Annotated in this window: 22 protein-coding genes; 4 read left to right on the top strand and 18 right to left on the bottom strand. The window is 57.5% G+C overall.

What is annotated here, in order from left to right:
• On the top strand, positions 1–190 hold a 190-nt coding region (locus tag ACN0TS_RS13830), incomplete at its 5' end, for a hypothetical protein (protein ID WP_417259949.1).
• 202 nt (positions 191–392) lie between these two features.
• Here ACN0TS_RS13830 and ACN0TS_RS13825 read toward each other — a convergent pair.
• The 9 genes from ACN0TS_RS13825 to ACN0TS_RS13785 all read right to left on the bottom strand — a co-directional run bounded on the left by ACN0TS_RS13825 (position 393) and on the right by ACN0TS_RS13785 (position 9926).
• Positions 393–1700, bottom strand: coding sequence for a TRAP transporter large permease (locus ACN0TS_RS13825; RefSeq protein ID WP_417259948.1), 1308 nt, complete (start codon positions 1698–1700; stop codon positions 393–395).
• Positions 1701–1702: 2 nt separating this feature from the next.
• Positions 1703–2254, bottom strand: coding sequence for a TRAP transporter small permease subunit (locus tag ACN0TS_RS13820; RefSeq protein ID WP_417259947.1), 552 nt, complete (start codon positions 2252–2254; stop codon positions 1703–1705).
• A 65-nt stretch (positions 2255–2319) separates the two neighbouring features.
• On the bottom strand, positions 2320–3336 hold the full coding sequence (locus ACN0TS_RS13815; protein WP_417259946.1) for a TRAP transporter substrate-binding protein: 1017 nt from the start codon (positions 3334–3336) through the stop codon (positions 2320–2322).
• Between the two features lie 315 nt (positions 3337–3651).
• Positions 3652–4344 (bottom strand): RraA family protein, encoded by a 693-nt coding sequence (locus ACN0TS_RS13810; protein WP_417259945.1) that lies wholly within the window; start codon positions 4342–4344, stop codon positions 3652–3654.
• A 37-nt stretch (positions 4345–4381) separates the two neighbouring features.
• On the bottom strand, positions 4382–5530 hold the full coding sequence (gene dgoD / locus ACN0TS_RS13805; protein ID WP_417259944.1) for a galactonate dehydratase: 1149 nt from the start codon (positions 5528–5530) through the stop codon (positions 4382–4384).
• Positions 5531–5548: 18 nt separating this feature from the next.
• Complete coding sequence (locus ACN0TS_RS13800) at positions 5549–6331, bottom strand: SDR family oxidoreductase (RefSeq protein WP_417259943.1); 783 nt, start codon at positions 6329–6331, stop codon at positions 5549–5551.
• An 84-nt stretch (positions 6332–6415) separates the two neighbouring features.
• Complete coding sequence (gene araH / locus ACN0TS_RS13795; protein ID WP_417259942.1) at positions 6416–7372, bottom strand: L-arabinose ABC transporter permease AraH; 957 nt, start codon at positions 7370–7372, stop codon at positions 6416–6418.
• Positions 7369–8889 (bottom strand): L-arabinose ABC transporter ATP-binding protein AraG, encoded by a 1521-nt coding sequence (gene araG / locus ACN0TS_RS13790; protein WP_417259941.1) that lies wholly within the window; start codon positions 8887–8889, stop codon positions 7369–7371. Before araG ends, araH begins: the two co-directional genes overlap by 4 nt.
• 59 nt (positions 8890–8948) lie before the next feature.
• Positions 8949–9926 carry an arabinose ABC transporter substrate-binding protein gene (locus tag ACN0TS_RS13785; protein ID WP_417259940.1) on the bottom strand — a complete coding sequence of 326 codons (978 nt, stop codon included), beginning with the start codon at positions 9924–9926 and terminating at the stop codon, positions 8949–8951.
• A gap of 105 nt (positions 9927–10031) precedes the next feature.
• Between ACN0TS_RS13785 and ACN0TS_RS13780 the strand changes: the two genes are divergently transcribed.
• Positions 10032–10796: a FadR/GntR family transcriptional regulator gene (locus ACN0TS_RS13780; RefSeq protein WP_417259939.1), complete on the top strand. Its 765-nt coding sequence runs from the start codon at positions 10032–10034 to the stop codon at positions 10794–10796.
• Positions 10797–10817: 21 nt separating this feature from the next.
• Here ACN0TS_RS13780 and ACN0TS_RS13775 read toward each other — a convergent pair whose 3' ends face one another.
• Genes ACN0TS_RS13775 through ACN0TS_RS13745 form a run of 7 tightly spaced genes read right to left on the bottom strand, consistent with a single transcriptional unit; the run spans position 10818 to position 16497 of the window.
• Entirely contained in the window at positions 10818–11339 is a 522-nt protein-coding gene (locus ACN0TS_RS13775) for a 2,4'-dihydroxyacetophenone dioxygenase family protein (RefSeq protein ID WP_417259938.1), read from the bottom strand.
• A gap of 9 nt (positions 11340–11348) precedes the next feature.
• Positions 11349–12044 carry an RraA family protein gene (locus tag ACN0TS_RS13770; RefSeq protein WP_417259937.1) on the bottom strand — a complete coding sequence of 232 codons (696 nt, stop codon included), beginning with the start codon at positions 12042–12044 and terminating at the stop codon, positions 11349–11351.
• 19 nt (positions 12045–12063) lie between these two features.
• Positions 12064–12759, bottom strand: a complete 696-nt coding sequence (locus ACN0TS_RS13765; RefSeq protein ID WP_417259936.1) for an SDR family NAD(P)-dependent oxidoreductase — start codon at positions 12757–12759, stop codon at positions 12064–12066.
• Entirely contained in the window at positions 12756–14264 is a 1509-nt protein-coding gene (locus ACN0TS_RS13760) for a tripartite tricarboxylate transporter permease (RefSeq protein WP_417259935.1), read from the bottom strand. Before ACN0TS_RS13760 ends, ACN0TS_RS13765 begins: the two co-directional genes overlap by 4 nt.
• On the bottom strand, positions 14264–14731 hold the full coding sequence (locus ACN0TS_RS13755; RefSeq protein ID WP_417259934.1) for a tripartite tricarboxylate transporter TctB family protein: 468 nt from the start codon (positions 14729–14731) through the stop codon (positions 14264–14266). The genes ACN0TS_RS13760 and ACN0TS_RS13755 overlap by 1 nt, the downstream gene beginning before the upstream one ends.
• A 17-nt stretch (positions 14732–14748) precedes the next feature.
• Positions 14749–15711 carry a Bug family tripartite tricarboxylate transporter substrate binding protein gene (locus ACN0TS_RS13750; RefSeq protein WP_417259933.1) on the bottom strand — a complete coding sequence of 321 codons (963 nt, stop codon included), beginning with the start codon at positions 15709–15711 and terminating at the stop codon, positions 14749–14751.
• 57 nt (positions 15712–15768) lie between these two features.
• Entirely contained in the window at positions 15769–16497 is a 729-nt protein-coding gene (locus tag ACN0TS_RS13745; RefSeq protein ID WP_417259932.1) for a FadR/GntR family transcriptional regulator, read from the bottom strand.
• A gap of 464 nt (positions 16498–16961) precedes the next feature.
• On the opposite strand from ACN0TS_RS13745, the gene ACN0TS_RS13740 reads away from it, so the two are divergent.
• Positions 16962–17306 carry a hypothetical protein gene (locus ACN0TS_RS13740; protein ID WP_417259931.1) on the top strand — a complete coding sequence of 115 codons (345 nt, stop codon included), beginning with the start codon at positions 16962–16964 and terminating at the stop codon, positions 17304–17306.
• Positions 17307–17368: 62 nt separating this feature from the next.
• Here ACN0TS_RS13740 and ACN0TS_RS13735 read toward each other — a convergent pair whose 3' ends face one another.
• A complete protein-coding gene (locus ACN0TS_RS13735) occupies positions 17369–17680 on the bottom strand; it encodes an ETC complex I subunit (protein ID WP_417259930.1) in 312 nt (103 codons plus the stop codon).
• A gap of 449 nt (positions 17681–18129) precedes the next feature.
• Here ACN0TS_RS13735 and uvrB point away from each other — a divergent pair, with 449 nt between their 5' ends.
• Complete coding sequence (uvrB, locus tag ACN0TS_RS13730) at positions 18130–20307, top strand: excinuclease ABC subunit UvrB (RefSeq protein ID WP_417259929.1); 2178 nt, start codon at positions 18130–18132, stop codon at positions 20305–20307.
• A gap of 81 nt (positions 20308–20388) precedes the next feature.
• On the opposite strand, the gene ACN0TS_RS13725 is transcribed toward uvrB, so the two are convergent.
• Entirely contained in the window at positions 20389–21330 is a 942-nt protein-coding gene (locus ACN0TS_RS13725) for a substrate-binding domain-containing protein (RefSeq protein WP_417259928.1), read from the bottom strand.
• Positions 21331–21354: the final 24 nt, after the last annotated feature.

Below are 21354 nucleotides of genomic sequence, written 5' to 3'. Positions count from 1 at the left end.
TCGCTCCTCTCCCAGCCAAAGGGAAATACAGCGAAAAACTCTAATCATAAATGGCCGGAAAACAGGGTTTCAGAGCATCTTGAAGGAGCAGACGAATGCGAAAGAGCCGTTTTACCGAGGTGCAGATAATCGGGATGATCAAGATCACCAAGGAAAGGAGGCGAGCCGAGCTGCAATTAAGGTGACCTGAGCAAACCCAAGTCACCTCTGCCCGACGATCCTAACATGGCCTGCGTCTGCGCCGTCCGTCTCGATCGCCTCGCCGAAGACGATAGCTCGACAAGGCGGGTGGGAGTGTCGGGCATGACCTTGGTCGGATTAGCGAAGTTCCTAATCGTGCGCCATAGCTCTTAAAATGAACCCCCGCACTTAAAAGTAATGCACCCCCATATTCACTGGCCAGCCAATCCGGGGAAGGCAATCAGCAAGCCAACCGCGAGAATTTGCATCGCGATGAAAGGTAGAAGCGAACTGAAAATTTCGCCCAACGAGATATCATCGGACACCACACTCTTGAGGTAGAACGCGGCAGGACCGAAGGGTGGCGAGAGGAAGGATACCTGCATGTTCATCGCGAACAGAACGCCGAACCAAATCGGGGAATAGCCCAGTTGTACTACGATCGGCACAAAGATCGGCATGGTCAGCAACGCAATCCCGACCCAGTCAAGGAACATGCCGAGTACAAACAGGATGGCCATCATAAACAGGATGACAACAATCGGTTCGTCAGAAATCCCCGTGATGAGTTCTGAGACGAAATCGATTCCCCCCATCAGGTTGAACACCCCGACAAGTGCGCTCGCCCCGATACCGATCCAGACGATCATTCCCGTCGTTTTCAGCGTCTGTAGTGCTGCGCTGCGCATCATGGCCCAAGAAAACTCTCCACGGACAATAGTCGACAAGGTGACGCCAAAGGCGCCGATGGCCGATGCCTCGGTCACGGAGGCGATACCGCCGTAGATTGATCCGAGCACAAGAACCACGACCACGAGCGGCAGGATCAGACCTTTCAGCTTGAGCAGCTTCTCCGAAAGCGGCATGTCGTCGTCTTCTACGACGGGTACCGCGCCAGGCGTGAAATACGCACGGAACAGGACATAAGCGACATAGAACATAGCCAGCATGAGCCCGGGGACAAACGCAGATGCGAACAGGTCGCCGACCGAAACGCTTGCGGTCAAACCGTAGATGATGAGCACGATGGAGGGCGGAACCATCGTTCCCAAAGAGCCCCCCGCGCAGACAACGCCAATGGCCAGTTTCCGATCGTAGCCAAGTCGCAACATCTGGGGTAAGGCGAGCATCCCGAGCAAAACAACCTCGCCGCCGATAATGCCGCTCATAGCAGCAAGCACAACAGCAACGAAAATTGTCTGGACTGCGACGCCGCCTTTAATACGCCCGCCCACAAGTTTCATAGCATCGAACAGATCGCGCGCAATGCCTGATCTGTCGAGCACCGCCGCCATCAGCACAAACATCGGCACCGATACAAAGACGAAGGATGAGACAAAGGAGAAGACCCGACTGGTGATCAGCGGAACAGCCATGGGACCGAACCAGCCGAGCGTGAAAACGAGGGCGACAAGCAATGTCACGAACGCCAGAGGCATCCCCGTGACAAGCAACAACAGAAGCATAACGAACATAGCGAACGTGCCGTATTCGATACCGAGTGCGGAAAGATCGAACATCGTCATTTCCCCCGAAGAAGTTTGAAGACAAATAGCGCGAACTGGATGGTCATCGCCACCAGCGCGAGAAACAGGAAAGCGCGCAGCAAGGCCGGAAACGGCGGGTTCCATGCACTCCCCGAGGTAATCATGCGGAACTCACCCGATGGGGCGAAGAATGACCCGAACACCGTGGGCCAGATCGCATAGCTGAACATCGCCGTGCTCAATGCACAGACGGTGTAGATCGCAATATCCACACGCCGCCGTATCTTCGGGCCGAGATAGTCGTAGATCAGCACGATACGGATGTGTCCGTCGCGCGAGACAGCATGTAGCCCGCCAAAGACAAAACAGATCGCACAGATGAAAATCGTGGTTTCATGGACCCATTTGGTCGGGCTGTGAAACACGTAACGCATGACGACCTCAAAAATCAGGATCGTCATGGAGAGCAGGAACAACAGGGAAAAGAATTTCCCGAGCCAGAGTACCCCCGCCGCAAAGAAATCGGAGGGCACGTCTTCCGTTTCATGTGGCAGTTCGACATTCGGGATCTCGTTCGGATCGGTCATCGACAGTCCTCATCTCGCATCTGGAAAAAAAGCCCGCGCGGTTTTGGCCGCGCGGGCAAACAGGCTTACTCTGCGAGCAGGCCTTGGGAGGTCATGTATGCCAGCAAGGCATCGTAGACTTTCTTGGCGTTAGCGCTCGCGGACGCCACCTCACTCCACTGTGCAACAGCAATTGCACGGAACTTGGCGCGCTCGTCTTGCGACCAGTCGTGAATTTCAATCCCCTTTTCGCGGGCGTCGGCAACCGCTTCGAGATCCTTCATGAACAGCTGCGAAGTCATATCCATGGCCAGATCATTGATCGACAGGGACAACAGCGCCTGAAGATCTTCGGGCATCTTGTCCCATGTGGCCTTGTTCATCGACACTTCGATCAAAGGCAGGGAGTGGAAGCCCGGGTAGACGGGGTGCTTGGCCACGTCATGCATCCCAGCGGCGTGGTTCGCGGCGAAGACTGTATAGTCCGCGGCATCAATCACCTTCTTGTCGAGCGAGGTGAAAACCTCGGACCCGGGAAGGTTCACGGGCGCGGCACCTGCTGCGGCGAAGACCTTCTGGACGAGGCCTTCCGGTGCGCGGACTTTCAACCCTTTGAGGTCATCCACGCCATTGAGAGGCTTGGTGGAAACGAAGGCCTCAAGCCCGCCCGACGTCGCACCGACGAATTGCAGACCATAGGGGTTGAGAAGCTCGTTCATCAGCTCCTTGCCGCCGCCGTAATTCACAAAGCGGAGCATTTCATAGGGTGACGACCATGCACCGACCGTATTTCCGATCAATGCAAAGGCAGGGTCTTTACCCGACGCATAGGCCACTGCTGTAATGTGACCATCAAGAATGCCTGCACCCACGGCGTCATGGGTTTCATTATAGCTGACAACGGAATCCACGGGCAGCATATTGATTGACAGACGGCCACCTGAGGCGTCAGAGACCCGCTGTGCCCATTCCTGTTCAATAATGTAGGTTGGATTGCCCGCCGGATCGCTGGATTGGAACTTCAGATTAAAGTCCTGCGCAAGAACCGGTAGTGCCGCAATGGTCGCGAGCGCCGTGGCCAAAAAAGTTTTTTTAAAGGTCATTATCGTCTCCTCCTTGTTTAGCAATGCGAAAGACGCGGGCTATTCGTCCAACAAGAGCCCCTGCTCGACCACGCGCCGATGGCGGGTATGACCAAGCGTGGCACATTCCGGTCGCATTACTCCGAAACGGCCAAAATATTTGAGCAAAGAGCCACCATTTCCAAATGGGACACGGCCGTTCACCTATGAGACAACGCTACGTGTTCACGTGGCCGCCATGAGTGGGTGGCTTACTATGTCAAGTTGCACGCCACAGATGTGGCGCATCTACGGCCGGCGGCCTTAGAATCCTTTCGCAAAGTCCCTGACCCTGCATCACATTACACCGTATTTTTTGAAGGCTTCCGTTGCGCTCATGCCGGCCCTAATTGCCACGGCGACCTCATTCTCAGTGCTCGCCTTTTCCAACGCACGGCGAATGCATTCCACTTCAACCTCTTTGGGAATCACCAACACGCCTTCGCGATCCCCGAACAACAGATCACCAGGCGCGATACGAATTCCTTCGATTTCAATTGCGCAACGATAGTCTATGACCTTCCCGCGCGGGCCCTGATCTTGCGCGTAGATCCCGCGTCCGAATGTCGGAAAGCCAATGGCTTCGATACCATCCGTGTCGCGAATATAGCCGTTCACGATCGCACCAGCTGCCTTGAGATGCGTCGCGCGGGTCGCCATTAACTCGCCCCAAAACGCATAGCGAAGCGAACCACCGGAGGCGACATAGACTTCGCCCTCGCGCAGATCATCCAGCGCCTCGAGCATCAGCCCGAACGGCTTGTTCGACAGAGGGCCTTTGGAATTCTCGTCACCGTCATCGAAGACATCAGCTTCGAGAACCGGCATCGCCCGCCCTGCAAGCTTCATGTCCGACCGCAACGGGCCGATCGCGGCAGGCAGGAACTGATGATGAAAGCCCATCGCATCCAGAATGTCGCCGAGAACGGCAGTAAAGAGGCGGGTTTTAAGGAGTTCGAACAGCTCGGGATCGCTTGTCGGTAGTGTCACGGTTTTGTCCTTTCGTGAAGAGAAATATGGGCACGGATTACCATTCGGAAATCGAGCCATCCGCATGACGCCAGATTGGCGCACGCCAGTCGTGTTCTTGTTTGCTTCGCTCAATGACGACCGCTTCGTCGACTTCGATCCCCAAACCGTCGCCTTGGGGAATGGGAAGAAATCCGTCCTCGACCTGAAAGCGGGTTTCGGGGGTGAGGTAGTCGTTGAGATCGCCACCAGAGTTGTAATGCATCCCGAGGCTTTGCTCCTGGATGAAGGCGTTGTAGCAAACCGCATCCACCTGCAAACACGCCGCCAGCGCGATTGGTCCGAGAGGGCAATGCGGCGCGAGCGCGACATCATAGGCCTCGGCCATGTGTCCGATGCGCACCATCTCCGAAATGCCGCCGACATGGGCGGTATCGGGGTTGATCACGCTTGCCGCACAGCTTTCGAACACAGGGCGGAAGTCGTAACGCGAGTGCATTCGTTCGCCTGTGCATAGGCGGACAGAGGTGAGCTGCGCGAGTTGCGCCATGGCATCGACCTGCGTCGAGACAACAGCATCCTCGACAAAGATCGGTCGCAAGTGCTCGATCTCTTTCAAGAGTACGCGCGCCATCGGGTAATGGACACGCCCGTGAAAGTCGAACGCAAGATCCATTGTTTTACCCACAGCCGCACGCACCTCGGAAAGCCTCTCGACGATCTCGTCGACCTTGGCATAGGTGTCGATAATCTGGAGTTCGGTGCAGATGTTGAACTTGACTGCATTATAGCCTGCCTCACGCATTTCCAACGCGCCTTCGACAAGGTTCTCCACGCGGTCGCCGCCAATCCAGCGATAGCTACGGATACGGTCGCGTACGGGACCACCCAGTAGGCTGTGAACAGGTTGGCCGCAGACCTTACCCTTGATGTCCCAAAGCGCCATATCGATCCCCGAGATCGCGCTCATCAACACAGGGCCGCCACGATAGCAGCCGTTGCGGTAGATAAGTTGCCAGATGTCCTCGATGCGCGCGGGGTCGCGTCCGATGAGGAAGGTTTCAAGCTCCTTAACCTTTGCCATCAGAGTCCGCGCGTGCCCTTCGAGCACGGGCTCCCCCCAGCCGTGAACGCCCTCGTCCGTTTCGATCTTGAGAAACACCCAACGGGGCGGGACGGCGTAGGTTTTCAATGCAGTAATTTTCATGTTTTGGTTTTCACTCTTCTAGGCGGGGTGGTGCAGAACGCTCAGCCCACCATCAATGGTCAGGCAGGTGGCATTCATGAACGGACATTCATCCGACACCATGAACACGGCTGCGTTTGCGATTTCCTCGGGCTGGGCGATGCGCCCGCCCGGATGGAGGTCCAGTGTCCGCTGCTTGGCGGCCTGCGCGTCGGGGGCGCTGTTCCAATAGTCGATCACGTTCTGGGTCGCGACATATCCCGGCGCGATGGCATTGACCCGCACCCCTTGTGGCGCGAATTCCAGCGCCAGTGATTTGGTGAGGCCAAGCAGGGCGTGTTTGGCCACGGGATAGGGGAAGGTGCCCGGAATGATCGTAAACGAATGGGTCGAGACGATATTGAGTATGACTCCCTCGCCCGCCTCAACCATGTCTGGCAGGAGCGCACGGGAACAATTCCAGGCACCGTTGAGGTTGATGTCGAAACACCGCTTCCACTGCTCGTCGGTCATCTCCAGTGGCGCGGCGAAGACATTCACCCCCGCATTGTTGACCAGCGCATTCACAGTCCCGATGGTATCCGTCGCGCGAGCAACCTGCCCTCGTATCGCCTCGGCATCAGAAATATCGGCAACACCCCAGTCCAGCTTCCCACTGCGCCCGCCCAACTCGGCACCCACTGTATCAAGCCGCGCCCCGTCAATATCGCACAGGTAGAGCGCCGCCCCTTCGCGGTGACAGGCACGCGCAATTGCGAAACCAATGCCCTGTGCGGCGCCAGTGATGAACACGCGTTTTCCGTGCAATCTCGAACCAGACATGATGGAACCTCCTGAATGGGATCGTTAGTGGGACAGTTGAAGGTGGCGCGGCCCATGACGCGCCGCCTCCCTGTTTGGTCTGGGTCAGCCCTTGGCACGCGAGGATGCAAGGGTGCGCAGGTTGTCGAGCAGCACCGCCAACAAGAGGATCACACCGCGCACCACGTATTGGTAGAACGCCTGAATGTTCAGCAGGTTCATCACGTTCTCGGCGATGCCCATGATCATCACGCCGATGATCACACCCGTCATTGTGGCACGCCCACCCGCAAGGGAGACCCCTCCGAGCACACAGGCCGAGATGACGGAAAGCTCCAGCCCCGTCGCGGCGTTCGGCTGACCTGAGGTGATGCGCGAGGCCAGCAGAATCCCCGCAATGGCACAGGTCACACCTTGCAGCGTGAAGATGGCAATCCGCATACGGTCAACATCAACACCAGCCAGACGCGCCGCCTCCGGGTTTCCACCGATGGCCAGCGTGTTCTTGCCGAAGACCGTCCGCGTCAGGATGAAGCCGAAGACCAGAAACAGGATCATCAAAATCCAGATCGGCGTGGGAACCCCTGCGATCTTCGACAGGGAGATCTGGTAAAAGTTCGGATCTTGAATACCCACGGCGCGCCCGTCCGAAGAGATAAGCGCCAGACCGCGCACGATCTGCATGGTCGCCAGCGTCGTGATGAGCGCATTGATGCGGAACTTAGCTATGACGAAGCCGTTGAACAACCCGACGGCGGCGCCTGCCACCAAGGCAACCAGAATGCCCAGCGTGATCGATCCTGTGGCATTCGACGCCATGACCGCGACCATCCCCGTAAAGGCCACATTCGAGCCGACAGAGAGATCGAAATCCCGCCCAGCCAGACAGAACATCATGGTGCAGGCGACGACGCCGACCGTGACCACCGATTGCAACAGCCCGAGCATGTTGCGCTCGGTCAGGAAGTTGGGCACGGTCAGCGAGACAATCACGAAGGCCAGTGCAAACAGCACCAAAAGCCCCTGATCGCCCAACAGAATTTTGCGAACGGTTTGTGTCATTTCGATACTCCTTCGTCTGCCGGGCCTGCGCTATCTTCGGGCATGGCGGCAGCCAGTAATGTTTCTTCTGTGAAATCGGCGCGGTCCACTTCGGCCGAGATCTGGCCGTTGCGCATGACATGGATCCTGTCGCAAATCCCCATGATCTCGGGCAATTCCGACGACACCACCACGATGGCCATACCCTCTTCGGCAAGTTGATAGAGAATGTCGTAGATCTCCGATTTCGCCCCGACGTCTATGCCGCGCGTCGGCTCGTCGATCAGCAGAACTTCGACGCCTTCCTCGGACAGCCAGCGGCACAGGATCACCTTCTGCTGGTTGCCGCCTGACAGGTTCACAATGTCCTGCAGGCGTGATGGGGTGCGTACCTTCAACCGCTTCAACTCGTGGTCGGCGATCTCCGCCTCGCGGCGACGGTTGAGAACTCCCGCACGCGTCAAGTGGCGGCGGGACGAAATGAGGATATTCTCCTCAAGTGACCGCCCCTGGATAATGCCTTCGGCCTTGCGATCCTCGGGGACCAGAACCATACCCGCGTGGATAGAGGACTTCGGGTTGCGTGCCCCAAGCGCCCTGTCCCCGATGCGGACCGTGCCGCCCGTTTGGGGATCGGCACCAAAAACCAGCCGCATAAGCTCCGACCGCCCTGCCCCAATCAAGCCGAAGAACCCGAGGATTTCCCCGCGGCGAGCCTGAAAGCTTGCGGGCACAAGCAGCTGTGGCCCTTGTAGCCCCTGCACGTCGAGCTTGGCCTCGCCGATGCTGCGCGGACGCCAGCCCCAGATGTCGTCGATTTCGCGCCCGACCATCTCGGAGATGACCTGATCTGCGGTAACGCCGTCTAGGGTCTGGTGATGTGCTGCCATCTGGCCGTCGCGCAAGACCGTCAGACTGTCGCAAAGCCGGAAGACCTCTTCCATGCGGTGCGAGATATAAAGGATTGTGCGCCCCTCGGCCTTCAGGCGGCCAATCAAGCGAAAGAGTGTCTCACTCTCATGCGCCGACAGCGACGAGGTCGGCTCATCCAGCGCGATGATACGCGCATCAACCATGATCGCCTTGCCGATCTCCACCATCTGGCGCTCGCCGATTGAGAGATCAGCCACCTTGGCGCGGGGATCGACATCAATGCCGACCTGCCGCAGTTTCTCACCGACATCGCTGTAGAGGTGCTTGAAATCAATGACCCCTGCACGTTCAGGGAAATGCCCGAGTGCGAGGTTCTCGGCGACGGTCAGTTCCGTGACCAGCTGGAGTTCCTGATGGATAACCGTCACTCCAGCGTCGCGCGCATCGCGCGCCGAACGGTAGTGCTGCTCTTCGCCGTCGATTGCGACGACACCCGTATCGGCTTTGGCGTCGCCCGAGAGAATACGGATCAGGGTCGACTTGCCCGCACCGTTTTCCCCCATCAGCCCGTGGACCGCACCGCGACGCACATCAAAGGTAACGTCGGTAAGTGCGCGCACGCCCGGATAGAATTTCGAGATATTCGTGAATGTGAGATAGGTCATGGCCCGCCCCTGGCTGGCGGCACCGCAATGGCGCCGCCGGTTTGTGAAAGTCGTCGGGGTTATTCGATACCGAGGCTGGCGCGAACCTCCTTGTAATCGTCGCGCGTGGCCAATGCACCAGATGTGAGGATCAGCGGATCTGGCTCTTTGCCCTCGGTGATCCACTCATACATGTTCATCGCGGTCTCATACCCGTGACGCTTCGGTGAAATGATCACCGTACCGTAGAAGCCCGTTGCGTCAGGCTTTTCGAACTCGTTGATCGCGGAGTCCGAACCACCGATGCCAACACCAATCATGTGGTCGGGACTGATACCGACGCTCTCGGCGGCCCGCACGGCCCCCAGAACGGCCTCGTCGTTGAGACCCACGGCCGCCCAGTATTTCACGTCAGGGTTCTTGTTGAGCACGATGGTCGCCGCATTCAGCGCCGCTTCCGTATCCGTGCGCGCCTGCGGAGCGTCGAAGATATTGGCTTCGGGCACACCCGCTTCGCGCAGCATATCGAGAGCGCCTTCGACACGATCAACCGCCGTGGGCAACTGGTCGTAAGACACACGGATCACACCGATCTCGTCGAGAGACCAACCACGTTCGGTCGCAGCGTCAGCAATGGCATTGCCCACGTCTTCACCGATTTTGCGCGCCGAGATACCCATATGCGGCACACCTTCGATCGGCTCACCATTCGCACCGATCAGACGGTCATCCACGGTCATCAACTTGAGACCGTTCGCAGCAGCCTTAGCCACGATGCCCGGCCCGAGATTAACGTCGGGCGTGCAGATGATGAAGCCATCCGCGCCCTGTGCGCCGAGATTGTCGATAGCCGCCATGACCTTTTCGCCATCGACAGCGCCGATCTGGATCACATCAAACCCTTTTTCGGCTGCGGCAATGTCCGCGAATTTCCATTCATCCTGGAACCAGGGCTCCTCGGGTTGCTTCACAACGAAGCCGATTTTCACATCCTGTGCGAATGCAAAAGCCGGCACGGCAAGCGCGGCCACGGTGGCTGCAAGTTTCAATAGTTTCATTGGCTCCTCCCTGAAGCTTCGAATCAACGTATGGCCATCATGACACAAAGGTCTGACCTTTCAACCATTAAAATCAGACCTTTTGATTGTTTTGTAGATTTGTATGTGTTTCTCTGGACATTGTCGGGTGTAACGACGAAGAAACGACTGGTTTATCCTTACGGGTTTGACGAGGCAAAAATGGAAGCGCGGCATTGTAAGACAACGGATGACCTGATCGAGATGCTCGGACAGGAAATCGTGAGCGGACAACGTCCGCCGCGCAGCAAGTTCCTGCCCGAAGTCGAGCTTGCCACCACTTACGGATTGAGCCGGAGCGCGGTGCGCGAGGCCCTTAAATTTCTAGCCGAGAAAGGGCTACTCTCGTCGCGACGGCGGGTCGGCACATTGGTTCGACCCAAATCGGAGTGGAACATTCTCGACCCCAAAGTGCTCGGCTGGATCGGGGCGCAACCTCATGATCCCGAGCTGGAAGCTTCCATTCTCGAAATCCGTCTAGCCATCGAACCCGAGGCCGCAGCGCTGGCCGCGGCACGTGCCAACCTGCCCGAAATTGCCGCGATCGGGGCAACCGTTGACGCTATGCGCGACGCCGCCACCCGCGACGATTTTCTGGAAGCGGATGCCAATTTTCACCAACAGGTCGTGGCCGCCACACACAACCCCGCGTTCCGCCAGTTTTCGAAATCCCTGCGCGCGGCCATCGAACATGTACTTCTGATCACGGCCGACGCGGTAGAGGATCTCTCCCCCGCCCTGCGCATCCACATGGAGGTCCTGCAAGCCATACGACAACAAGACTCCGACCTTGCTCGCCAAAAGATGCGCGAGATAATTTTGCTCGCAATTGACGACCTCCGAAATCGTTAGAGGCCGCCAAAGGCACAAAGGCTAGCGGATAAACTGATCGACATAATCCGCGCCGAGACCGACGGCCTCATAATGCGCGCGGCACATGTCGATCTTGGTAAACACATCCTCAAAACCCGTCTGCTTGCCCCAAGGGTCGACGTAACACATCACGCCGTTCACCTGAAACAGAGTCATCATTTCGGGCACGTCATCGGGAACGACGAGGGTGTGGGTCTCACCAGGAGGCTCGTAGACGTAGCCCCCTTCTTCGGCCGTCCAGTCGTGTTCGAGGTAGTGCCAGCGGCCCTTGAGGACATAACCATGCACGGGCTGCGGGTGACGGTGACGGCTGAGTACGCCACCTTTTGTTACCTTGAGAACGTTGACCCAATAGCCTTGCGAGGCATTTAGGCACAGCGGACGGAAATAGACATTCTCCGCCTGCGGAACCCAGACCCTCTCGTCCTGCGGAACGGCGTGAGGGATGACGATATCCTCCCCTGCGTCCTTGGGCATTTCGAGCTGGTAGGGCATCCTTTTTTCGTCATCGGTCTGTGTCATGGTTCTACCTCACATAACGCCATATGTTTCGAGTGCATCGACAGCCGACATGCCCTTGCGGATTGCCTCGCCAACTGTGTTTTCCGTTTCGGCCTTCTCCAACGCACGGTGAATGACTTCTTCTTCGGCCTCTTTCGGGATGATCAAAACGCCCTCGCGGTCGCCATAGATCAACGTGCCTGTTTCGATACGAATTCCGTCGATTTCGATGGCGGTTCGGAAATCCATGACCTTGCCGCGCACACCCTGATCCTGCGCGTAAACACCGCGACAGAAGGTCGGAAACCCTTGGCTTTCGATGCCGTCCGCATCGCGCACATAACCGTCGAGCACAGCCCCCGCCGCCTTGAGATGAAGCGCGCGCGTTGTCATCAATTCGCCCCACAACGCGTAGCGCAGCGACGAACCAGTGGCGACATAGACCTCGCCTGCTTTGAGATCGTCGAGCGCCTCCAACATGAGACCAAAAGGCTTGTTCGCCAGAGGCCCGCGCGAGCCTTCGTCCCCGTCATCGAAGATGTCGGCCTCCAACACGGGCATCGCGCGCCCAGCCATCTTGCTGGTCTGTTGCAGGGGCGAAATGCCTGCGGGCAGGAACTGCTTGCGCAGGCCCATAACGTCCATCACATCACCGATCACGGCCGTGAACAGACGCTCACGCATCAGGGCAAAAAGCGCCTCATCACTATCGTAGAGCTTGCTCATCGTCTTTTTCCTTATGTTCTTAAGCTGCGGCGTATCCGCCATCGACTGGTAGAATTGCTCCGGTCACGAACCCTGCAGCCGAAGACGCAAGGAACATGGCAGGACCAACAAGATCTTCAGGCCGCCCCCAGCGTCCCATTGGGGTCCGTTCGAGGATCGCGGCAGACCGTTCGGGATTTTGGCCCAAGGCTTCGGTCAGCGGCGTGGAAATCCATCCCGGGGCAAGCGCATTGACGCGGATACCATCGCCCGCCCATGCCAAAGCCAGAGACCGCGTGAGTTGCCCGATCCCGCCCTTGGAGGCCGCATAGGCGGGCGAAACGGCGGAACCGAAGTAGGTCAGCATCGAGGCGGTGTTGATCACGCATCCCGACGTCGCCTTAAGCGCGCCATGGGCGGCGATGCAGCAGCGTTGCGACCCGTTGAGATTGATATCCACAACATCAGCAAAGCCGTCGTGGGTAAACTCCGCCCCGCCGCGCCGAATGACGCCCGCACAATTGACGAGCACATCCAGCCGCTCCATCGGCGCGAAAAAATCCGTCACAGCCTCGCTGTTCCTAACATCCAACACCGCCTGCGTCATGCTATCAGGCAAGTCGTCCACAGCCTCGAGGCCCGTCACGGTGACATCATCGCCCGCGTCGAGAAACCCCGTCGCAATTGCGCGGCCAATGCCACTGGTGCCGCCGATAACCACTACTTTGCGCGTCATGTCGTCGATTTCCTTGTGCGTTTTTTGAAACTCTGGCGAAGGGAGAGCACAATCATCAGTGCCCAAATGAGCAGCGTGATCGTGCCGAGCGTGCCCGCAATCGGACGCGCGAAGAATTCAAGTAGGTTGCCGTCGGCCTTGATCACCGACTTCATGAAGTTCTCTTCAATCAGCGGCCCAAGGATCAGGGCGAGGATCATGGGCGCCAGCGGGAAGTCGTTCTCTTCCAGCACGAAGGCCACAAGCCCGAGGATCAGCAACACCCAGACATCAAACAGCGTGTTGTTGGCCGCAAACGCCCCGACGACACAGAAGAGCAGGATGATCGGGAACAGGATGTTCTGGCGCAACGAGAGCAGGTGGCGCGAGACCATGATAGCGCCCAGACCCAGCGGCAACATCAGCAGGTTCGCGAGGATGAACACAGCAAAAATCGCGTTCACCAGCCCCGTGTCCATGACAAAGACCATCGGCCCAGGGGTGATCCCCTTCATCAACAGCACGCCAATCAGGATGGCGGTGATCGTGTCGCCAGGAATGCCGAAGACAAGGCTGGGAACATATGCCCCCGACAGGGCCGCGTTGTTCGCGCTTGAGGCGCTGACGATCCCTTCGGGATGGCCCGTTCCGAATTTCTCTGGCGTGCGGGAAAATTTCTTGGACAGGGCAAAGGCAATCCACGAGGCAATATCCGCCCCCGCGCCAGGCAGGGCACCGATAGCGCTGCCCATGAGCGACGATCGCGCCACCCCGCCCTTATAGGTCCATAGTATTCCGAGCACTCCCGAGATCGCTGCACGTACCCGCAGGGGCGGCGTGGGCGGCAGGTCGGAGGGGGCTGCGGATTTGCGCAGGATCTCGGTAATGGCGAACATCCCGATCAGCACGGGAATAATCGAAATCCCGCCGATCAATTCGGTGTCCCCAAAGGTGAAGCGCCGAATGCCCATCACCACATCAATGCCAATGGTCGACAACATCAACCCTGCACAAAGCGCCAGCACACCTTTGACGCGCGGACCGTTGCTGACAAGGATGGCGCTGGACAGGCCCAAAAGCGCGAGGAAGAAGTACTCGTAGCTCGAAAAGCCCAGCGAGAACCGTGCGATTTGCGGCGCGGCCATGATCAGGATCGCCACCCCGACAAGCCCGCCAATCGTCGAACACATCAGGTTCACGCCAAGCGCCAACTCGACCTCTCCGTTCTGGCGCATTTTGTAAGCTTCGTCTGTATAGGCAGCCGAGGCTGGCGTGCCTGGAATGCGCAGCAAGGCCCCTGGAATATCACCCGCGAAGATGGCCGTGGTGGTCGCCGCGACAATCGCTCCGATCGCAGGGATCGGGTCAAGGAAGAAGGTCAACGGCACCAATAGCGCCGTGCCCATCGTTGCGGTCAATCCGGGGATCGAGCCGATCAGCAACCCGTAGGTCGCCGCCCCCACAATGATCAGGAAAACACTTGGTTGCAGGACTTGCGCGAAGCCCGCCAGAAGAGATCCGTCCATCAGTAAATCACCTCAGTGAGCAGTCCCAAAGGCAGCGGCACCATCAGGAGTTTCGCAAACAGCAGCCAGATGGCCCCCGTCGTCACGAGTGCAATGGGCACCGCAAGTGCCACTCGCACCTGCATGATGCACAGCAGCGCAGTCAGGAGCACAGGAACGAGAAGCGGGAAGCCAATGGGTTTACTCAGGAATATGTAGAGCACCACGAAGGCAAGCATCGCCGCCATGCGTCCCGCGGCACCAGGCGTGCGGATCCAGCCCGACAGCGTCACAAGTGGGGCCTGCGATCTCACCCCATTGAGAACCAACGCGCCGCCACATAGCACCATGACCGCCGCGATGATGCCCGGGAATGTCCCCGGCCCGTAGGGTTGGTTTGGAAGTGTGGGAAAGGTCCGCACCTGAAACAGCACCAATGCTGCGATCAGGATAAAAACCGTCCCGAGTATGGCGTCATTCAGTTTCATTTGCGGACCCCCAGAGGTTACTGGCTCAGGCCGAGCTTGCCGATGACATCGGCGTTGTTTGCCGTTGCCTCAGTCATGAACGCGGCGAAGTCCTCTACGCCGAGCCAGCTCACTCCAAAGCCGCGATTGGCCATGAATTCCTGAAACTCTTCGCTTTGGTAGACTTTTGACAGCGCCTCTTCGAGCGTCACAGTGATCTCTTGGTCAAGCCCCTTGGGCCCCACCACACCACGCCACGTGCCACCCACGGAGGCCGTGCCGACAGCCTCTGCAGCAGTCGGGACATCGGGATAGGCATCAAGACGTTCTGCCGACAACACAGCCAAAGTCTTCACCAGACCCGCATCGCGCATCGACGCTGCTTCAGGCAGGGAGGACGGAACGATGGCGACACCGCCAGCAACAAGTTCCTGGAAACCGGGAGCGGCGCCTTGGCTGGGAACAACCACGATGTTGGTAGGATCGACGCCGTTCTGGTTGAGGAAGGAGGCAAAGGCGAGGTGATAGGCCGCGCCGACAGGGAAACCCGACGCCTTGTATTCACCTGGATTGGCCGCGATGTCCGCGAGTGCTTCCTTGGCATCACCCCATTCGCTATCGGCGCGCACGTTAAAGGCCGAGGCGTCGAAGTTCACAAGCCCGATGGCCGTCATGTCATCGGCGGAAATCTCCGAAGTTCCGATGGCTGCATAGGTGGTGATTTCTGCCGTTGCCAGACCGATGGTATAACCATCTGCATCAGCTTCGATCATCGCGGTGTGCCCGACGATGCCGCCAGCGCCCGTACGATTCACAACGTTCACTGGCGTGCCCAGTTCACCGCTCAGACCTTCTGCGACCATGCGGCCAACAGCGTCGGTGCCACCGCCTGCGGACCATGGCACGATCAAGGTGATGGGGCGTTCGGGATAATCTGCGAATGCTGGCCCCGCCAAAACGGCGAGTGCTGCAACGGTGGATGCAAGTGCGTTTCTTTTCATGGGTTATCTCCTCATTATCCATGATTTTCAGGTTGGGTCGTTGGTCGACCGACGCCCCTATGGTGGGTCGTCGAAAAGGTTGCGCGTGGCGGCGTGCGCTTTTGCGAGCAGTTCCAGCGCCGCCGAATGCGCCTCAAAGGGATCGCGGTCTGCAATCGCCTCCATGACGAGGCGGTGGTTTTCGAGGTTGTCCGTGAGGTTGTGCGGTGCCTCGAAAAGACGCTGGAAATTAAGACGCATCGCGTAGGTGATCGAATGCGCCACGGATTTCAGAAACCTGTTGCCTGTCGCATCCGCAACGGCGATGTGGAACGCCAGATCGGCTTCAAGACACTCAGGCACATCCTGATGGTCGATAAGCCGCTCTATGGTCTCGTAGGCTGAGCGGATGGTCGCGATCTCCGCTTCGGTCGCGTTACGCGCGGCTTCCTGCGCGGCAGCGGGTTCGATCACGAAACGCATACGCACGAATTCTTCCATGAAGGTCGGGTCATTGAGCAACTGATCGGCGGACCATTCCAGTACGTCGCTATCGAGTACATTCCACGCCGAGCGTTGGCGAACGACCGTGCCACGTCGCGGGGCAATTTCCACAAGGTTCTTCGCCGCGAGCAGCCGCATGGCTTCGCGCAGGGTATTGCGCGAAGCATTGTATTGATGCGCCAGATCAGCCTCCAAAGGCAGCTTCTCTCCGACCGCGTAAGTGCCGTCGATAATGGCCTTGCCAATACCTTCTGCAACCTGAGCCGAGCCGGGCCTCCAACCTGTGCGTCTTGCGTCTGCCACAGCCCCTCCTCCCTTGGTCTGTCGGCGAATCCATTGGTAGGATGAATAGCGCGACGTCCGCACTGGCGTCAACGATGATCGACTCCCTCCTGCTAAATAAGATATCAAGCTGTTGATATATTAGCAAAAAAGTAAGATGCCGAGATAATGTCGACAAATGGTGACACAAGCAAAAATGCCAACGTATCGGAGGCGACAGAGCCCTGTTTTGTATGAATGATCGAGATTAGCTGATGCTGTAGAGAATTCACCCACAACCGTCCGAACGGGTCGAACAACAAGAATTTCTTCCCGAGAAAGCACGACTTCGCAAAGCGGCCCACCGCAAAAACGGCATCCTAAATTTTCGGGACGACTTGCGTTGGACGGAGTTTCTAAACAGTCTCTCAGGGGAGTAAAAAACTACCGCGTGCTATGAATAACCGTTAACGTCATTCGCTGCATGCGGCACAGGGCGGATACTGTTGAAAAACTCCCGTACAGCGCATTGGGGGCATATTGGGAAGAACAAAGTTTCGAATTACCCTAATTCCAGCGGCGTCATAGGGCGCAATGGACTCGTCGGGGAACGGTTTTCCGCGTTTCGAAAATTTGCAGGTGCAGCAAAGAGTTTTTCAACACAATCCGCACTTGGTGTCGAACGACGCGTCCAGGAGGCGGACCATCAGATGGCGGCAAAATCTGGGTTCGGTAAAATTTACGGTCAGATGATCAGCCCTGATGTTCATATTGAAGGTGCTTTCACCGCCAATGCAACACTTAACCATAAATTGCGCACATCAGGAACAAAAACACAACATATAGATTAAACGTCGCCCTCGCGGAATCTTTGGCCCGATTCCGAGACAACTTTAACCCGATTTACACCAAACTAGTGCGTCCAGATCTGCTTGCGGTTGGTGGCGAAGTTGTCACCGTAGCCACCTGGGCGCACGTTATGGGCGCGTTTGTGCGGCTCTTGGACAATGTAGTCGATGCCCTTCTCCGACGCGTAGGCAATCGCAGCATCCTTGCTGTCGAACTTCATGCGCACTTGTGTTTGCGTATCCGTGGATGAGGTCCACCCCATCAGCGGGTCGATATCGCGAGCTGCGGCAGGCGCAAAGTCCAAAATCCATTCTTTGGTTTTGGCTTGGCCAGACTGCATGGCGTTGCGGGCGGGCTGATAAATACGAGCGCGCATCGACGACTCCTCTTTGTTTCTGGTGAGGTTATCCTCCGTTCTGGCCTGCGTTTCAAGCCCTCCGTTGAGGGGGAACACACGCAAAATGTCCCATGCCATACACAACGGGCATCTTCTCACGATAGGGAACATGGATGGAAGGCAAGGGGGGGGACTGATCTGACTTTGGGGTGGGAGCTTGGGGTGGGTGGGGTGTTGCCCCCAAAACCAGATCAGTCGTATTGCTGCTTGCCCCTTTACCTTAGCCGCACGATTTAAATCAAAGCAAGCTCTAATTTTACCTAAGGTTGTATTTTTTATTTAAAAGTACCCCTAAAGGGGCAATACTTCATTAACCTTTGCCCACACGTCCCCACCCCCTTGAAACGGGAACAAAAAGGGATCATTTGTTGGGAGCCGCTCAAGACACACAACTTGCCGCCATTTCTCGCCCGAGCGAAGGACCCGACATGGACCAACCGATCCTGCACTCTCCTGCCCCCGATGTGAAAAACCGTCCCAAACTGGAGGGCGGGAAACGGTTTGTGCTGCACACAGATTTTGAACCCGCAGGAGACCAACCAACTGCAATCAAGGAGATTTCAGCAGCGATCAATGCAGGCGAGCGCGATCAGGTGCTTCTTGGGGCCACAGGGACAGGGAAGACCTTCACAATGGCCAAGGTCATTGAAGAAACCCAACGCCCCGCCATTATCCTCGCCCCGAACAAAACCCTCGCCGCACAGCTATATGGCGAATTCAAAGGCTTCTTTCCCGAAAACGCGGTCGAGTATTTTGTCTCCTACTACGACTACTACCAACCCGAGGCCTATGTCGCGCGCTCCGATACCTTCATCGAGAAGGAGTCACAGATCAACGAACAGATTGACCGAATGCGCCACTCGGCCACCCGTGCCCTGTTGGAACGCGACGATGTGATCATCGTGGCCTCGGTGTCGTGCATCTACGGCATCGGCTCGGTCGAGACCTACGGCGCAATGACACAAGACCTCCATGTGGGCCATGAATACAACCAACGCGACATCATGGGCGACCTCATCGCACAGGCCTACAAACGCAATGACCACGCCTTTGCCCGCGGCACCTTCCGCGTGCGCGGGGACAGTCTCGAAATCTGGCCGGCTCACTTGGACGACCGCGCGTGGAAGCTGTCGTTCTTTGGAGAAGAATTAGAGAGCATTACCGAGTTTGATCCGCTCACGGGTGAAAAGACCGACACCTTCAAACAGGTCCGCGTCTACGCCAACTCGCACTATGTCACGCCGCAGAAGACGATGAAACAAGCGGTGCAAGAGATCAAAAAAGAACTGCGTATGCGCCTCGACCAGTTTAACAACGAGGGCAAATTGCTTGAGGCGCAGCGCCTTGAACAGCGCTGTAACTTTGACATCGAGATGTTGGAGGCGACGGGCGTGTGCAACGGTATCGAGAACTATTCACGCTATCTCACGGGCCGCGCACCAGGAGAGCCGCCGCCCACCTTGTTCGAATTCATCCCCGACCACGCTATTGTCTTTGCCGATGAGAGCCACGTGTCCGTGCCGCAAATTGGCGGCATGTATAAGGGCGACTTTAGACGCAAAATGACGCTCGCCGAACACGGGTTCCGCCTGCCATCCTGCATGGACAACCGTCCGTTGAAGTTCGAGGAATGGGACGCCATGCGCCCGCAATCGGTCTTTGTCTCCGCTACGCCCGCATCGTGGGAATTGGAACAAACAGGCGGCGTCTTCACTGAACAGATCATCCGCCCCACAGGCCTGCTCGATCCTGTCGTGGAAATCCGTCCCGTAGATACGCAGGTGGACGATCTTCTCGACGAATGCCGCAAACAGGCGGCCAAGGACTCGCGTGTCTTGGTCACCACGCTGACCAAACGCATGTCCGAAGACCTGACCGAGTACCTGCACGAACAGGGCATCCGCGTGCGCTACATGCACTCCGACATCGACACGATCGAGCGGATCGAAATCCTACGCGACCTGCGCCTTGGCGCGTTTGACGTGCTCATCGGGATCAACCTGCTGCGCGAGGGTCTCGACATTCCCGAATGTGGCCTCGTCGCCATTTTGGACGCAGACAAAGAGGGTTTCCTGCGCTCCGAGACATCGCTGATCCAGACCATCGGACGGGCCGCGCGTAACGCCGATGGCCGCGTGATCCTCTACGCAGACAAGATCACAGGCTCGATGGAACGCGCTATGGGCGAAACCGAGCGACGTCGCGAAAAGCAAATAGCCTATAATAAGAAACACGGCATCACACCGCAGACGGTCAAGAAGAATGTCGAGGACATTCTGGCGGGTCTCTACAAAGGCGACGTCGACATGAACCGCGTCACTGCAACAGTAGACACCCCGATGGCAGGTCAGAACCTACAGGCCGTTCTGGACGGTCTGCGGGCAGACATGCGCAAAGCCGCCGAAAACCTCGAATTCGAGGAAGCCGCCCGACTGCGCGACGAGGTCAAACGTCTGGAAGCGGTGGAACTCACCATCGCCGATGACCCACTCGCCCGCCAATCCACTGTCGACGCTGCCGTAGAAACCTCCAAAACTGCAAGCGGCCGCAGCACAGGTGGCCGTGGCGGCATGCGAGGCGGGAAGAGAAGTCGCGGGAAGCGGTAGATTGATCCCTGTCTTCACACACACCTAAACAAAAAACGGGGGCGCAATTGCACCCCCGTTTCTTTGATTCGATTGACGGCCTTAGAACGGGCTGTCGGGGAAGTAGTAATGCTCGGCGTTCTCGGGTGTGACCAAGGTCGCGTCGATGGTGTAAACACCCGCTGTTGGCACATTGTCGAACAGGGCTGCAGCAGTCATTTCCATCGCGGTGCCGATCATCGCAGGCGGATAGAGAACATCCACGGGGATCATCGGATCGCCATCCATGACACGTTTGATCATGTCTTTCGATCCGGCACCGCCGATGACATATTGAATGTCGGTGCGTTGGGATTGTTCGATGGCCTGAAGAACACCCACAGACATATCGTCATCTTGGCACCAAACTGCGTCGATGTGCTCGTATTTGGTCAAGAAGTCCTGCATGACTTTGAACGCATCATCGCGGTTCCAGTTGCCGAACTGACGGTCGAGAATCTCGATGTTGGACCCTTTGATACCTGCGTCAAACCCATCTTGGCGCTCTTGGTCGATCGGGATGGGCATGCCACGGATGACGACCACTTTGGCATCAGGCGTGCGGCTTTCGATGTAATCGCCTGCCACTTCGCCCAGAGCGAAGTTGTTGCCGGCAACGTAGAGATCGCGCACGGACAGGTCGTTGTTGGACGGAGCGCGGTCAACAAGGGCCACGAAGGTGCCTTTGTTCTTCACTTCCTTGATCGCGTTAACAAGCGGATCAGGGTTGGTTGGCAAAATGACGAGAGCGTCGATGCCTTGGATTTCCAAATCCTGAATTGCGTTGGCCTGCGATGCGGGATCGGGCGAGGTTTTGACGATCACGTCGAGGTCAGGATAAGCCGCTTCAAGTTTCTCGGCGATGCGGTTGGCGTGGTAAACCACACCCGCAGTCCAACCATGGTCGGCGGCGGGAATGGAGACCCCGATTTTCATGTCATCCGCAAACGCGGTTCCGACAAAAGATACTGACGCAAGAGCGACAGCCATTACAGATTTTCTCATGTTCTTCCTCCCAAGTTTGGACGC

Source organism: Celeribacter sp., from assembly GCF_048266405.1.
Lineage (GTDB): Bacteria > Pseudomonadota > Alphaproteobacteria > Rhodobacterales > Rhodobacteraceae > Celeribacter.
The sequence above is the reverse complement of the archived record's forward strand: the minus strand, read 5'-3'. Positions and strand labels throughout refer to the sequence as shown.